Below are 15290 nucleotides of genomic sequence, written 5' to 3' on the forward strand. Positions count from 1 at the left end.
CTTCAAGAAAATCGGTACCAAAGCGTACTGTTGGTCCTTTCCAAAACGAACAGCTCGGTCGCATTCTCGTGCTTGCGAAGTTTTGCTCCGCGATGTGGAGGAAGGCGAATATGAACATCCTGATCGGAGCTGCTATGCTTGCGGTAGCAGGCGTCCTGATCTTCATTGGGCGTCCCAATCGGATTGGCGAGCAACCGAAGTTCCTGCGCTTTGAAGCAGCGCTGGTTCTGTATCCTCCAATTATTTTGTCGTTCATTGGACTCGGCGCTGCGGCCCTGATATCGGGCCTGCTAACTAGATAGAGGCATGTCCAGGCATGAGAGAAGCACCTCTCAGCCCACCAGTTGGTGAGCGCGGCAGTAGCGTAATTTGAAAAGGCACTCCGCACACCTCCTTTGAAGTGAAATCCCTGCGATTTGGAAATCCAAAGCCGAGCCCGCCTGCAAAATGCAGTGAAGCGCTATATCCCCGGCCGAGACGCTGAATTGGCCTGTCGTCTTTCGGCCGCTGCGCCGGTCGGCGCTCGTAGCGAGCGCAAATAGTATCCGTCTTTAGTCTAACGTTGCCCTAAAACGACGGCAAAATCCATGTCTCCCAACTTGAAGATGGGCATAATTCCGGAGGCTGCGGGGTTGATGCTTAGTCAAGACCGCTTCAAACTAGTGAAAAATAAGAAACGTCATTCAAATTCAAAGAACTCGCCAAGGAGGAAGCAATGAAAGTGCGTCCAGATACGACAGCAACACGTCGCACCGTATTGAGTGGTGCCGCCGTTGCGGGAGCAGCGATCGTAAGCGCTCCCTATATCCGCGATGCCGATGCAGCTGAAACGACGACTTGGAAGGTCCAGACTTCGTGGCCAGCTGGCGTGGGGCTCAATACATTCAAGACGTGGGCCGCATCGATCAAGGAAAAAACCGGCGGCGAGCTCGAGTTCAAGCCTTTCGCTGCCAAGGAAGTTGTCGGCGACTTTGAGCTGCTTGACGGCGTAAAGAACGGCGTCCTCGAGGCGATGAACTCCTTCACCGTCTATTGGGTCGGCAAGGTGCCGGCGACGGCGTTCTTATCGTCCTATCTGATGGGTCTGCGCTATCCGCATGAATGGGACGTGTTCTTCTACTCGAAGGACGGCCTGAAAATGGCGCGCGAGATTTTCGCCAAGCAGAACATCATGTATGTCGGGCGCATCCATCATGGCCCCAACATCATCCATTCAAAGAAGCCTATCCGTTCGATTGAAGATTTCAAGGACCTCAAACTGCGCGTTCCCGGCGGTATGATCGCCGAGGGCTTCGCGGCGATTGGCGCCAAGACCACGCTACTTCCCGGCGGGGAGGTCTTCTCGGCGCTCGAAAAGGGTACCATCGAGGCGGCCGACTACACCGGCCCAGCGGTCAACTGGGATCTCGGATTCCAGCAGGTCACCAAGTACATCTGGATGGGGCCGGTCGGACTCGAGTCCATCTATCAGCCCGTCGATCTCATGGACTTTTGCGTCGGCATGAACCACTGGAATAAGCTGTCGCCAAAGATGAAGGCTTGGGTCGAACTCGAAATTGAGGCCTATTCGTCGCTGCATCACGCGGCGATCCAGAAGGCCGACATGGAAGCGTGGCCGAAATTCATCAAAGCCGGGACTGAGATCAACCGCCTGCCGGTTTCAGATCTAGAGAAATTCCAGCGCGTCGCGGTGCCGATCTGGTTTAAGTGGGCAAACAAGGACAAGGACGCCGCTCGCGTCTTCAAAGCCCAACTAGAGGTAATGGAATCGCCGAGTTACGGCTACGTTACACCCGATATGTATCAGGGCCAGAAGCTCGATCTCTGAACGCTGTCGGTGACGGCGGCGCGGGAGTCAGTGCCGCCGTTCGCCTTGCCAGGAGGGCCGCAGCGGGAATGCGCCTTTCCATCGACCAAGTCGGAGCCGTCTGCCGTTCCCGCAGACGCGGGGAATTCCGGGGAAACTCATGCCCAGCCTTCCGTTTGTGCTGCCCCATTGGCTGTACTGGGGCACACTCGTCGTCTTTCCTCTTGTGGCCATTTACTTCGTCCGGCGTGAGCACCGGCGAGGCGTTCCCAGAGGCCCGTCGCTTTTCATCGCCTATATGTTCTGGCTCTGCTCAGGCTTCATGGGTCTGCATCGCCTCTACCTGAAGAACAACTGGGGTTTCATCTTCATTCCGGTGTTCCTGCTGATCCTTCACACCACCGACGTCATCCGCGACAAGCGCGAGGATGTCTCGCGCACGCGCGCTGCGGTCGGCGCCGCTATATCGGAACTCGATCATGCCAAGATTCCGCCCAACGTAAATGCGACGCCGCAGATGCGGGAGCGCTTGGCCAAGGCCGAGGCCGCCGGCCCCAAGGCCAGATCGGATTTTGAGCAGGCCGAGACTGACCTGGCGCGCTGGCGTGGCTATTCACGCTGGCTTGCCATCCTGATGGCGGCGATGCTGGTCGGCGACGCCTTCCTGCTGCCCGGCCTGACGCGCAGGCAACGGCTCCGCGAGGCCGAGCAACTGGCCAACGCGCCACCCGAAGTCGTGCCGCCCGACGTGCCCCAAGTCGGAACGCAGGAAGATCCGACGCTTAGCCTGCACACGCGATTAACCGACGCGATCGAATCGGTGAACATTCGCGCCGGCGAGTACGTCGCCTACTGGGCCGTCATCTCGGTGTTCGGCTACTATTACGAGGTGATCGCTCGCTTCGCGTTCAATTCGCCGACCAATTGGCTGCATGAAAGCATGTTCCTGATGTACGGCATGCAATACATGCTGGCAGGCGCCTATGCCTATCAATGCGATCAACATGTTCGCGTCGATGTACTCTACGTGAAGTTTTCGGTGCGCGGCAAAGCCATTGCCGACATCATAACCTCAGTATTCTTTTTCATCTTCGTGTTCACGATGTTCTTCACGAGTTGGCGCTTCGCCATGGATTCGTTCAATCCCGGCAGCACCGGCGAGGTCTCCTTTACCGAATGGGGCGTGCAATACTGGCCGGTGAAGCTGATGATGCCGATTGGCGCTGCGCTGCTCGCGCTTCAGGGCCTTTCGAAGCTGATCAAAGATGTCCTCATTCTGAGGCGCGGGAGGGGCTGAGCCGTGGGTTTCGAAATCGATATCGCATGGCTTACGCTGCTGCTGTTTGGGTCACTGGGAGTGCTGTTGGCGCTCGGCCTGCCGATGGCATTCTGCACGGGCAGTCTCGCGGTAGTGTTTCTGTTCCTGTTCGGGAATTCGGCCATCTTGAACATGATGCCGGCGCGCATCTTCCCTTTCATGACCGACTACCAGCTTTCGGCGGTGCCGCTGTTCATCTTCATGGCCGCGATGCTGGAGAAAGCGGGCATTATCGAGGAACTGTTTGACGCCGTCTATAAATGGCTGGGTTCGGTCAAGGGCGGCCTTGCCGCCGCGACCGTGCTGGCCTGCACCGCGCTCGCCGCGATGGTTGGCGTAGTCGGCGCCACCGAAGTCACCATGGGCATGATTGCGTTGCCTGCGATGCTGAAGCGCGGCTATGACCAGAAGCTTGCCTGTGGTTCGCTGCTCGCCGGCGGGACGCTGGGAATTCTGATCCCGCCCTCCGTCATGGCAATCGTCTATGCAGTGGTCGCGCAGCAATCGCTGGGGGAATTGCTGGTCGGCTCAATCTTTCCGGGCTTCCTGCTCTCGGGGCTGTACATCTCCTACATTCTGATCCGCTGCTACATCAACCCTAGCCTTGGACCCGCGCTGCCGCCGGAAGAACGCGTCAGTACGCGCGAAAAGCTTCGGCTGCTGAAGAATACAATTGCTCCGCTGCTTCTGATCGTGCTGGTGCTGGGCGTGATCTTTGTCGGCATTGCGACCCCAGTGGAAGCGGCCGGTATCGGCACTTTCGGCGCGCTGTTCGTATCCGCGCTGCACCGCAGGCTGAACTGGCTGGCGGTGCAGGAGGCTGCCATCGCGACGTTAAAGGCGACCGCGATGGTGATGTGGATATTCTTCGGTGCGACGATGTTCGTCGGCTTCTTCATCGTGAAGGGCGGGCAGACCTTTGTGGCGAACACGATTCTTGGCACTGGTTTGCCACCCTACGGCATTTTGATGCTGATGATGCTGATCCTTTTCGTACTCGGCATGTTCATCGACTGGGTCGGCATCCTTTTGCTAACTGTGCCGATCTTCTTGCCCATAATGAAGAGCCTGGAATGGGGTGGGCTGTTCGGCCTCCCGGGCATACGGACGGAGGATGTACCGCTCTGGTACGGCGTCATCTTCATGGTCAACATGCAGATGGCTTTCCTTTCTCCACCGTTCGGCTATTCGCTGTTTTATCTTAAGAGCGTCGCGCCGCCAGAGATCACAATGGCAACCATCTTCCGCGCCGCGTTGCAATTTATGGCGCTGCAATGGCTCGGCGTCGGGCTCTGCATTCTTTTCCCGTCGATCGTCGTTTGGCTTCCGAGCGTTCTGTACGCGCGGTAAGCGACAAAGTTCGTTGACTGCGACACGGCTGATTTGGAAGTCGTCCGTGACGCGCTCTAGGCAACCGACGTGACCGGACGTCGGCTCATCGCCGACAGCCATTTTGTCCAACCTAAAACAACCAGAATATGACGATCTGTTCTGCTCGTCTGCAGCTTATTGTGCGAGAACACCATGTCGATTGAGAGCAACGCTGTTTTCGCACCAATGGTCGCAAAACCTTTGCGATCGTTCCGGCCAGTCCGCGTAGCTTTAGATCCCGAGGTTCCTTAACGGACGGGATTGCCTTCGCCGGCATCTTACTTCGCCCAAATGGCTTGAACTCCAGCTCGGTTGCTGGCCCTTTTTTTATTCACCCCGTCGCGTGGACGCCGCGAGAGCGACCCGGCATTTTACCCATCGTGTTTCCGGGCGCCTCAGCGCTGCGAGTGAACGGCGCGCTGATTACTGCTACGTTAGAGCTACCTCCATAGTATGAGTCTGGTCGGCTCTTGCTGAATCCGGCTTGCCGCGGGTACAATATGCGCAAATTCGGTATGCAAAGAGCTCTGGCGGATGCGTTTTGATGACCCTACGTGACGCGTTGTCCTGCCGCATTGAACGGTGCGCAGCCCTCGCGGAAGTGCTTCCGCCCAGCGCTGCTCGGGCGGCTTTGGGGGAGTTGATACGGGAGTATTCGCGCGACCTTCAAGCACTAGAGCAGCTTGAGAGATCCCGTGAGCAGGCGGACAAGCGACCAGTACGATACCGGACCGAAGCGGCGCGCTCGAGTCTTGCTCGGACAGTGCGACGACGAAGACTTTCCGCACGTCGTCACTCCAGCTCAGAACGCAAGACCGATCCCACCGGTGCGTGAGCCGCTCGTCATTTGGCCGGCCGGGAGCAGGGATGTTCTCGAAGCAGCCGTCGTGGCAAACAGACCGAGAACGGGAATGTTCGTGGTTTTGTACGCAAATGGCTATTGGTCGCTTCCTGGATCGCGGGCCGCAATTGAAACTGCGTGACCTAGTCCTCGCAACGATCGACCGCGTAGTCGCAACTGCTGGAGTGTTTCTGAGGTCGACGAGGGATAGGCTGATTGCCGGCCTCGCCGGCCCTGGAGAAGACTGCCGCAGGCGGAGTGGCGCGGGACGCCGGCCGGCGCGCGGGCCTCGACCCGGTTTGCTTTGGGCATCGTACCGCTTGGCCAAGTCAAGCAACCGCCGTCGTGTAAAATAGATCCGCCTTCTCCGCCAGATCGCGCGCACGCTACGCAAAGCCTCTGTAGAACTCTTCCATCACGCCACCCCACTACGCGAGCCAGAGCGGGATTTCAGTACCCCGGCGAGGCGCTGTCAGGCGTTGGGGCGAGACTGCCAGCGTCTGTGGCGCGCCGGTACTGCTTGCCGAGGCTGCAAAGATTCCGGGCGTCTGGGAGCACGTCTCGAATGAGCGCCGACTGCGAGGACGGATGATGCAGCCGCTGCCGACTGACCCTCTCCACGGCCGAATGCCGGCAGGCCCTGTTCCGTCGTCGAAGGTTGAAATGCCGCCTATGCGATGTATAACCGGCCTCGGGTGTTCGCTGTATCGGCAGCGACAGGAAGAGCGATGGTCGGGCCGCCACGCGGAGATCCTGCGCCCGTGAACCACAATCCTCCGTTTGACGATCTGCCGAAACCCCAGCGGCTGGCCGAACAGGCCCTCGATACCCTTCAAAGGTTCCTGCACGTCGAGGCCGTCAGCGGCGCCGTCCTGCTCATTGCCGCCGCGGCTGCACTGATCTGGGCGAACTCTCCGGTCGCTCATAGCTATCACGATTTCTGGCATCTTCCCGCGACCATCGGTTTGGGGGAACTCGTCTTTTCACGCTCGTTGCACTTCTGGGTGAACGACGTCCTGATGACCGTCTTCTTTCTCGTCGTTGGCATGGAGATCCGGCGCGAAATCCACGAAGGCGCACTGAGCAGGCTGGACCAGGCCATTCTGCCGCTGATCGCGGCGGCCGGTGGCGTGATCCTCCCGGCACTGATCTATCTGAGCCTCAACGCCGGTCCGGATCGCGGGCAGGGCTGGGCGGTGCCAACGGCCACGGACATCGCGTTCGCGGTTGGAGTTCTCGCCCTGCTTGGACGAAGAATCCCGGTCAATTTGCGGGTCTTCCTCCTTGCTCTTGCGATCATCGACGACATCATTGCGGTCCTGATCATTGCTCTGTTCTACACCGCAGATGTTCAGCTTGGTGGCTTCGTCATCGCGTCGCTCGGCGTTCTCGCAGTCCTGGGCTTTCAGCGGATCGGGTTCGGGTCAGCGCTCTCGTACGTCCTGCCAGGTTCTTTGGTTTGGATCGGGTTCATGACGGCCGGAATCCATCCTACCCTTGCGGGTGTGGTGCTTGGGTTGATGACTCCGGCGCGCGCAATTCCCTTGCGGGAGCCTCCGCTGGAAATGGTGTCTCGCGCTGTCAAGCAGTTACGAAGCAGCGACGCGGTCATGGCAAGGGATCCGCACAGACTGGCGCAACCGCTACGGGACCTTCGCGTGGCTCATCGGGAGATATTGCCGCCGGTCTCGCGGGTGCAGATGGCACTGCATCCGTGGGTGGCTTACGGCATCATGCCGATCTTCGCACTGGCAAATGCCGGGGTCGGCTTGACGAACACCAACCTGCCCGCCGGCGGCCATTGGGTGATGCTGGGCACTGCGCTGGCTTTGGTCGCCGGGAAACCGCTCGGCGTCGTTGGCGCGACCTGGGCGGCAGTGCGACTCGGCTGGTGCCGGCTTGCTCCGGGAGTTTCGTGGACCGGGGTCTGGCTGATCGGGCTGCTGGCTGGCATCGGTTTTACGATGTCCATCTTCATCTCCATGCTCGCCTTCGCGGATGAAGGATTGTTGACGGCCGCCAAATTGGGGGTCCTTCTCGGCTCGCTTCTTGCGGCCATGCTCGGCCTCGGCTGGGGCTTCAGCAATGCCCGGCGTTTGTGAAAGTCCAACCGATGCCCTTTAGAGCTCCGCATGTGTCGTTCGTGTCGTTCGCCCTCGAGATATTGTCCTCGGGGGTCACTCAGGTGATGATCGTCGAAACGGACCTGCACCTCAATCCGGGGCATCCCGCCTATGACAGGTCGGCCGTGACGCAACTGATCGCAGCCGCACAGGCCTACACGAATGCCAATGTGGAAGGGCCTTCTTCCATTCGGCTCGTCTCGACCCGCAGCGGGGAAATTTGATGCGTATCATTCGGCGATCCGCCGGCTCACTGATGGTTGATGCCGGGACGGCCGACCAGAGCCGCATGGGAAGCTAAGCAGGCTGGATCGACAAGTGGAGAAGGCCCGTGCGGCGCCGTAAGGCCTGGACCGACGAGGAGGAGGCTACACTCTTGGCGATGCGGGCCGCGGGGTCGTCGTGGGAGGCGATCGCCGAATCGCTGGACCGCACCAAAATGTCGGTCGAGGTTCGCGCAGCGGAGATCAAACGTCGCAATCCGGGTGTTACTTGTGACCCGCGGGGCAGATGATCGACAGGGCTGTTTCCCGGCCGGGGAAAAGGCCGCATTACTGCGGCTGCTCGGAAATGATTGGTGATCAAGATGAAACATGTGCCGTCGTTGCTGGGCGTCATCGCCCTGTTTTGCATCGTGTTCTTCCTGACGAGAGCGTCGCTTTCAACGCCTCAATTGGCAGCTGGCATTTGCATCGCTCTCCTCGTCTATGCCGCCACCATAGTCTGGCATATCCGCAACATCCTTCGGTGATCGAGAGAGGCGGCAAGGTGCCGAGCAGCCGATGGCCCACGGTCTCGGATCCTGGGAGGTACCGGCCCTTAGGCCGCTAGTCGCACCGGCAATCGCGCCAAGGCGCGGATGCCAAGCCGCTTGTGCCACCTGATGTATTCGGGCACATGGGCAAGCCGCAAGGCGGGAAAGCGATCTAGGATGCGCTGAATTCCTATCGACGTCTCTGCGCGCGCGAGCTGGAAGCCGAGGCAAAAGTGCACGCCGGTGCCGAACGAAAGGTGCGGATTTGGGTGGCGCGTGATGTCGAACGTGTGGGGCTGCTCGAACCTTGCCGGGTCGCAGTTCGCTGCGGCAAGGAATGCCGCGAACATCTCGCCGCGCCGGAACTGGCGTCCTTGCCAGATCAAATCCCGGGTTGCGAAACGGGGCTTGGTCATCTGAACGGGGGAGACGTAGCGAAGACATTCCTCGATGCATGTGGGCATCAGGCCCGGGTCTTGGCGCAACCGGCTCAACTGGTCCCTGTTCGTGAGCAGCGCGTAGAGACCGCCCGATATCAGATGCGTTGTGGTTTCCTGTCCTGCACCGAAGAGCAGGAAGATCATGGAGACGATCTCGTTCTCGCTGAGCGTCTGGCCTTCGATCTCCGCCTCGCGCAGCGCAGCGATGAGGCCCTCGGGCCGCGCCCCGCCACCGGGTCTCGAAACGCGCCGAAGGTACTGCACGACGCTGATTACACCGGGGATGGCGCGTATCACCGCCAAGACATTCGCAGTATCCTTCAACCCGCCCAACCAGTTCTTGAACCGGTCGTGATCCTTCTCCGGCAACCCCAGCATCGCGCAGATTACCGAAAGGGGCAGATCTCGGCAGAACTCGGCCATGAGATCGGCCTCGGGCTTGCCGTCCAGCTTGTCGAGCAGCCGATCAGCCGTCTCAACGATCGTCGGCTTGAGAACTGCGATCGTGCGCCTCTGGAAGGCGTCATCGACCAAGGCACGCAGGCGACGGTGCTCCGGATCGTCGTGGCCGAGCATGTTCGACGCAAGAACGCCGAGCGTCTTCGGGAGAACTTTCAATATCCGCTCCTGCGTCCTGCTTCCCGCGTTGGCGGGATCGCGCGCGAAGTCCTGGCTGTTTTTCAACAGTTCTGCGCAGCTCTCATGGCTCGTCGCGAGCCAGGTGCGGCCGACGATAGGCAATCTCAAGTGGACCACCGGGCCTTCGGTTCGCATGCGGTCGAGCGTCGCAAAAGGGTTCGCGTGGAACTCCGGGGATAAGATGTCGAACCGTCGCTCGTCGGGCATGTCTGCTTCCGCGCATCTGCTTGTTTGGATGAAAATTGAGCGGTGCTCCGTCGCGAAGACAGCCTACTTCGGGCCTTCAATCCTTCACGTCACGCCGGAGCGGGTGGTGCGCTTCGCGGCTGCCGAGGGTGGACACGCCGAAAAGTACGGCAACGTAGGTTGTCCCGCGGATCCAAGGCATCCGGATTGGCGGGCCGGCATAGGCACGCGCGACCGGCCTGCGGCCGCGCAGGCCTGCAGACTGCAAGCCTGAAGGAGAGCATTGGCTCTGAAGAGTAAGCGGGTCCATTCAAACTGCCTCGGCGCGTGCGCGTCCCTGCGTTCAGTGAAAGTACCGGAACTGCACAATGTACACCGCCGCTCCGGCGAAGTATCCGAGGAGCGCGAGTACGCTGATCTTTCGCATGTACCAAATGAACTGGATCTTCTCGATTCCCATCGCAGCAACTCCCGCAGCAGAGCCGATGATCAGTATCGATCCGCCCGTGCCGGCGCAGTAGGCGATGAATTCCCAAAGGAAACTGTCCGGTGGATACTGGCTCATTCCATACATCCCCATCGACGCTGCGACCAAGGGAACGTTGTCGACGATGGCGCTGAGCAGCCCCAACGCAAGCACGATTGCGTCGGTGCGGCCGATGCTTTGATCCAGCCAGGCTGCAAGAGCGGCAAGAATATGGGTGTGCTCCAGCGTGGCAACGGCCAGCAGAATGCCCAGGAAGAAGACGATTGAGCTGAGGTCGATCTGGGTGAGGGCGTGCGCCACGGTCAACGGCCTTCTCTCCAGCGGTTGCTTCCGGCGATGAATGATCTCGCCGACGAGCCACAATGTTCCCAAGCCGAAGAGGATGCCCATGAAAGGCGGCAGGTGCGTAACGGTTTTGAACGCTGGCACCAGGACCAGGATGGCAACCCCGAGGGTGAACATGACGTTTCGTTCGAAGGCGGGCGTGAACGCATCGTCGCTGCCATCGACCTTGGGAGAAGCGAAAGTTCGCCCCCGCAGCTGGTAATTCACGATGAGCAGCGGAATTAGCATGTTCGTGAGGGACGCGAGGAATAGCGTCTTGACTATGGCGAGAGCGGTGATCTGGCCGCCGATCCACAGCATGGTCGTGGTGACGTCGCCAATGGGGGACCACGCGCCGCCTGCGTTGGCAGCGATCACGATCATCGCGACGAACAACAGCCGATCACTTTGCTTGTCGAGCAGTTTTCTGATCAGCGAGACCATGACGATCGTGGTGGTGAGATTGTCCAACACCGCGCTCAGAAAGAACGTCACGGCGCAGATGAGCCACAGCAGGGTCGTCAACTTCTTTGTGTTGATCTGCGAGGTGATGATCTCGAATCCGTCGTGCGCGTCGATGACCTCGACAATGGTCATGGCGCCCATCAGGAAAAATATGATCCCTGCAGTCGAGCCGATGGTCTCGCGGAGCTGTTCGACGATAGCGTCGTGGTCAGTTGCTCCCACGGCATAGATCGTCCAGAGCAGGCCGGCGCCAAAAAGGGCGGAAGCTGATTTCTCTATTTGGATCGGGTGCTCAAGCGCTATAGCGGCATAAACCACGACGAAAACAACGACGAGTGCGACCAGCAAAACGAAGCCTCCGAATCCGGTTTTCGTGGGGATCATGCCCGAACCGAACTGCGCTAAGAAGCCTCATGTGCTGAAAGGCCGCGGTCTAGTATTGTTGGCTTGGGAGAATAAAATGTCTCAACCAAACGGTAGCAGATCAAACTTGTGGGGCTCCCGCGCGAACGGCCCCGTCGGCTGGATTGTCACCGTCGTATCCGTTCTGATGTTTGTCGTGGCCCTGTACGTGTATGCAACGAGTGGTGCACCGGGTTCGTCTCCGAATGCGACGGGCGGCTCGAGCGATCACTCGTCGGCTCGCCTCCCAGCACCGAGTAAATAAGGACAGGACAAAGCGCCGCGAAGCCGCCGTGCACGGCAGCTATCGACTGAGCATTCTCCAGCGAATGGACCGAGAAACGCGGATTATCTCAGCCGCCGCTTCGGCCTGGCCGCTTGAGGTTTACCTTCAGGCGATCGACGCGCCGCGACCTCCAAGGCCACGAGGCCGAAGACGGAGAGAGCGATTAGCATGACGAGTAGCAGCAGGGTGCCGTACATTCAGATGACTCCTACCCAGCTGCTCCTGTGAGCAGCCAGTGGTTCGACCACGTGCGGCGCCGAGATCGACGGGTAGAGTGGAGTTGTCGATCAAGCAATTGCACATGCGGACAGAAGGGGGCAATGAGTGTGCGCACGCAAGGCCCGTGCCTGCAGCCCGAGCCTTGCCGGCACCTGCACGCGAGTTTCTCGGCTCTACGGCTAGTAGTTTTTGATGCTGCGCAAAAAGTTGCCGGCCGGGGCGTCCTCAAAAAATGCTTTCCTCACGGGACTCCCCACGAACGATCGCTTCAGCCCCAGCGGAATGTAGCGATTGGCAGCTCGCCGGGCAGTCGGGAGATCGCTTGTCGCCCGTCAGGAAAATCCTGACTATCATGACCTCCGCTCGGGCGAGGAAGGTTCAGTCGTGAATGTGGCTCAGAGTCAAAACCTCAACTGGCAGGCGAAGGAAGCGCGGCGTCTCAGCGAGCCTAGCGCAGCAATGCCGGTAGATGCGCGGCAGCACGAACGTTTTGGTGCGCTGCGCGATGGTAATCGCCCGAGGAGTGGGAGTATGCTTCAACGTGTGCCAAAGACGGCGCTCGAACGCCGCACACAATTACGTCCAAGGATGGAAAGGCCGCCCTTCGGGGCGGCTTTTCTGTGAGCATTGGAGGGAGAGCAAATGTATCTGAAACCTCCCATCCACCTTGACACGGAAAGGTCGCGCAAGAGGGCCGTGTGGTTGCGTCAATTAGCCGAAGGGGCGGCACACCCGCAATTCGCTGAAAAGATCAAGGATCTAACTGAAGAATACAACGGACTTGCCGAACAGTTAGAGCATGAGGACCAGTAGGCCCGCGACACGCAACGTGATCAAGGAAAGAAGCGGCGTGGGCCCAGCTGCTTGATGTCCCTGAGTGTCGAGCGCCTCCCAGCCCGATCCGTACCGCCGTTACCTTGTTTGCGGTGATGCCGCTCCGAACTACCGACCGCGTTTCGGCCGTGGGGGGCCGGGTTGTGCACCGGGTCCCTACAAGGCAGGGAAGTCGCGCGACGAGGTGGACCTGAGCCGGACCCGCATGTGTTGCAAGCTGCGACCGCTCCGCCGACCCTGACCAATCCCAACGCCCGCACTGAACGGAGGGTCCGTTTCCGCCGACGAAGGTAGCTGCCGTTGCAGGTCGCCTGGAAACGGTCGACCCTCCTTGTAGGCGGGCAGCCGTTTAGTGGCATCGGAAGGCTTAGAGGTCGTTGCAAGATATTCCTCGCACCGGCCGCCCTCGATCCTGCGGCCGAGGCCGAACGCAATGCGCCATCTTCGGTCAAGTTGTGCGGGAGGCGGAGCACTACATCGCACATAATGGCCATCTGCCGTGCACGTATCCGAGCTCTGCAGCAGGGGGGTCGCAGGAGCTTGTACCGTGCCTTCGACGAGGTCCTCGGACCAGGCCCAATCGAATTCCTGCGGGCGAAGCGACTCTCGATGGTGCATCTGCGGCTACGCGCAGCGTTATCGAGAGGAACGGTGCCGTCTGTTCGATTTCAGAGGACATCGTAGGGAGTATTGTAGGAAGCGGAGTAGGCGGGGTTCTGCCGACGCCCCCCGTTACTTCCCCCAAAAGTAACGCCTAATCCCGCAAAATGTAACGGCCAATTCTCGAAGAAGTAACGCGTGATCTGGGAGCGCACAGAACTCGGAATGCCTGGCTGACTGAGCTTTTCACCCTTCATTTGGTCCGCGACACAGCCATTGTGCTGGACGCGAACTCTGAAGCGGGTCCTTCATCAGCACAATCCTCAAGCGCGAGACGTCATCGGCTACTTTCGCACGGCATCGGCGGCCACCGCGCGAACGACAGAACTTCGCCCAATGGACGACCGCGAAGGCCTGCGCGGGCGAAGCGTTGCCTCCGGTGCTCTTCCTACTGGCGGGCGAAGGTCGCCGAGTCCTTTGATGAGAGCGCGCGCGCCGGGGTCCGCGGCTGTCGGTCGCGTTGGTCATATCCCCGAGCACCACCTTGGCCTCCGCCTTCTTCGCCCCTGCGGCGCTGCTGCTGTCGCACACGTTGGCCGCACGCCGCTCAGGCCACACGACATGAACGGGTTCCAGCTTGGGGCGGTATGGTCGTTCATCCTGTGTTGCGGTCGCTCCGGACGTGAGACGACAGTGTGATGCCAGTTGGTTCAGATATGCCGCCGTTTCGTTTTTTGGTGTTTCTTGATAGTGCGACACCAAGATGCTACACATTGCCAGTGTCGCCCGGATTTTCTCCAGTCTTTTCAGGTGCGTAGCTTCAGCGGCCGCAGGTCCAAACCTGGCTGAGTACCCTCCCGCCCCAGCCAGCGCTTAAGCTGCTGAGTTCGTTATGTAAGCAGCTCTGATGCCGCCGAATTTTTTGAACGCGTTTGGAAATGGAGCTTCTGATGCTCGTTCCCGAATCAAACTAAACGGCGTCGTGCATTACATCGACCATAGTGGCCTATCTCCGTGGCTTTCATCTCAGTATATACCGCCGAGGCTACTTGGGGTGGTCTGTTACGCCCTCATCGTAGGATAGGGTACTACAGCGAACAATCGGACAAGCAGTCGAAATAATGCATTGGTGCGGAATTCGCCGTGCTGTCCATCATTTCCTACAACACAGTGGAGGAGGCGATCGAGATCGCCAACGACACTGTCTACGGCCTCGGCGCCCACGTGCAGGGCACGGATATGGAAACGGTGCGGGCCGTAGCCGGAGAGATCCGGTCTGGTCAGGTCCATGTGAACTATCCTGACTGGGACCCGAACGCACCTTTCGGTGGATACAAGCGTTCCGGCAACGGCCGGGAGTACGGCCTAGAGGGGTTTGAAAGAATATCTCGAGACAAAGGCCGTTCTCGGATTCTACTCATGAAGTTGCTCTCGTCGCATCGGGTCTTGGCGCTCGTCACGACCAGCGTCCGCCAATGCAAAAGTGTTTCCGGCCGTGATGGCGCACGCGTCGGAATCCGCAGAACACCTTCTGGCTCAAGGTCGGGGCTTTGACGGCTGGCTGAGTTGGCCCGTGAGTTCAGTTCGCCCGACATGTGGAGCGGTATCTCATATTTCTCCAGGCCATTTCGAAATCAATCTGTCGCGAGAAACCCGTGCGGCCGTGGATAGATGGGCTCCGCGTCGCTGAAGCAAACCGATGGTTCGCGCGATCTTGGGTTGGAAGATGGGCACGGCCGTTATGTTTCGATATCGTACGATTGCCGTTGAGCCCGGGAAGTCGATTCCTGGATGCACTGATCGATTCAGGAATTTCGCTTGTGGAAGGTGGCTGCGGAACCTGCGAGACACGCGTGATCGAAGGCATGCCGGATCACCGCGAGCAGTTTCTGAGCAAGCAGGAACAAGAGACAAACAAGACGATCATGATTTGCTATTCGGGTGCAAAGTCGAAAAAGCTGACCTTGGACCTCTAAATAGGCCCAACCGACTGCCAACGTCTAATGACAGAACGTGCGCCTTGTCCGATGAGGGGATTCGCGAGGCGATGCCCGCGGCACGAACGACGGCGGTAACGGCCGAAGGGGACGGCTCTAGCACGGAAAGAGTGCCTACTGCTCCCTCGCGCCCTATTGCGGCGCTGGCGACCGTCTGTCCGTTGGCCATGTCGATCATCACAGAAATGGCGCCACTA

The 15290-nt window shown here is 59.5% G+C and carries 11 protein-coding genes and 2 pseudogenes; 10 read left to right on the plus strand and 3 right to left on the minus strand.

From position 1 onward, the window contains the following. The first annotated feature begins 110 nt into the window (after positions 1–110). The 7 genes from IVB36_RS39695 (at position 111) to IVB36_RS39725 (ending at position 8211) form a co-directional block, all read left to right on the plus strand. Entirely contained in the window at positions 111–302 is a 192-nt protein-coding gene (locus tag IVB36_RS39695) for a hypothetical protein (RefSeq protein ID WP_247395151.1), read from the plus strand. A 413-nt stretch (positions 303–715) separates the two neighbouring features. Next, the gene (gene dctP, locus IVB36_RS39700) at positions 716–1828 is read left to right on the plus strand and encodes a TRAP transporter substrate-binding protein DctP (RefSeq protein WP_247395154.1); all 1113 of its coding nucleotides are present in this window, start codon (positions 716–718) and stop codon (positions 1826–1828) included. A 139-nt stretch (positions 1829–1967) separates the two neighbouring features. After that, positions 1968–3104 (plus strand): TRAP transporter small permease subunit, encoded by a 1137-nt coding sequence (locus IVB36_RS39705; protein ID WP_247395157.1) that lies wholly within the window; start codon positions 1968–1970, stop codon positions 3102–3104. A 3-nt stretch (positions 3105–3107) separates the two neighbouring features. Next, entirely contained in the window at positions 3108–4475 is a 1368-nt protein-coding gene (locus tag IVB36_RS39710; protein ID WP_247395159.1) for a TRAP transporter large permease subunit, read from the plus strand. 1590 nt (positions 4476–6065) lie between these two features. Continuing rightward, on the plus strand, positions 6066–7439 hold the full coding sequence (gene nhaA / locus IVB36_RS39715; protein ID WP_247395161.1) for a Na+/H+ antiporter NhaA: 1374 nt from the start codon (positions 6066–6068) through the stop codon (positions 7437–7439). A 32-nt stretch (positions 7440–7471) separates the two neighbouring features. Further along, entirely contained in the window at positions 7472–7684 is a 213-nt protein-coding gene (locus IVB36_RS39720) for a hypothetical protein (protein ID WP_247395163.1), read from the plus strand. Between the two features lie 353 nt (positions 7685–8037). Further along, positions 8038–8211 carry a hypothetical protein gene (locus IVB36_RS39725; protein ID WP_247395164.1) on the plus strand — a complete coding sequence of 58 codons (174 nt, stop codon included), beginning with the start codon at positions 8038–8040 and terminating at the stop codon, positions 8209–8211. A 68-nt stretch (positions 8212–8279) separates the two neighbouring features. On the opposite strand, the gene IVB36_RS39730 is transcribed toward IVB36_RS39725, so the two are convergent. After that, positions 8280–9500 carry a cytochrome P450 gene (locus IVB36_RS39730; RefSeq protein ID WP_247395165.1) on the minus strand — a complete coding sequence of 407 codons (1221 nt, stop codon included), beginning with the start codon at positions 9498–9500 and terminating at the stop codon, positions 8280–8282. Between the two features lie 322 nt (positions 9501–9822). Then, a complete protein-coding gene (gene nhaD / locus IVB36_RS39735) occupies positions 9823–11103 on the minus strand; it encodes a sodium:proton antiporter NhaD (protein WP_247395168.1) in 1281 nt (426 codons plus the stop codon). A 1201-nt stretch (positions 11104–12304) separates the two neighbouring features. Between nhaD and IVB36_RS39740 the strand changes: the two genes are divergently transcribed. From IVB36_RS39740 to IVB36_RS39750, 3 genes and pseudogenes are all read left to right on the plus strand, one after another. Next, a complete protein-coding gene (locus IVB36_RS39740) occupies positions 12305–12475 on the plus strand; it encodes a hypothetical protein (RefSeq protein ID WP_247395166.1) in 171 nt (56 codons plus the stop codon). Between the two features lie 1764 nt (positions 12476–14239). Continuing rightward, positions 14240–14519, plus strand: a pseudogene (locus IVB36_RS39745) (aldehyde dehydrogenase family protein); the annotation flags it as partial. A gap of 232 nt (positions 14520–14751) precedes the next feature. After that, positions 14752–15072 carry a 2Fe-2S iron-sulfur cluster binding domain-containing protein gene (locus IVB36_RS39750; RefSeq protein WP_345947074.1) on the plus strand — a complete coding sequence of 107 codons (321 nt, stop codon included), beginning with the start codon at positions 14752–14754 and terminating at the stop codon, positions 15070–15072. A gap of 49 nt (positions 15073–15121) precedes the next feature. Here the strand turns inward: IVB36_RS39750 and IVB36_RS39755 are convergent. Next, positions 15122–15290, minus strand: a pseudogene (locus IVB36_RS39755) (Crp/Fnr family transcriptional regulator); the annotation flags it as partial.

It is taken from the genome of Bradyrhizobium sp. 35, from assembly GCF_023073215.1.
Taxonomy (GTDB): Bacteria; Pseudomonadota; Alphaproteobacteria; order Rhizobiales; family Xanthobacteraceae; genus Bradyrhizobium; species Bradyrhizobium canariense_D.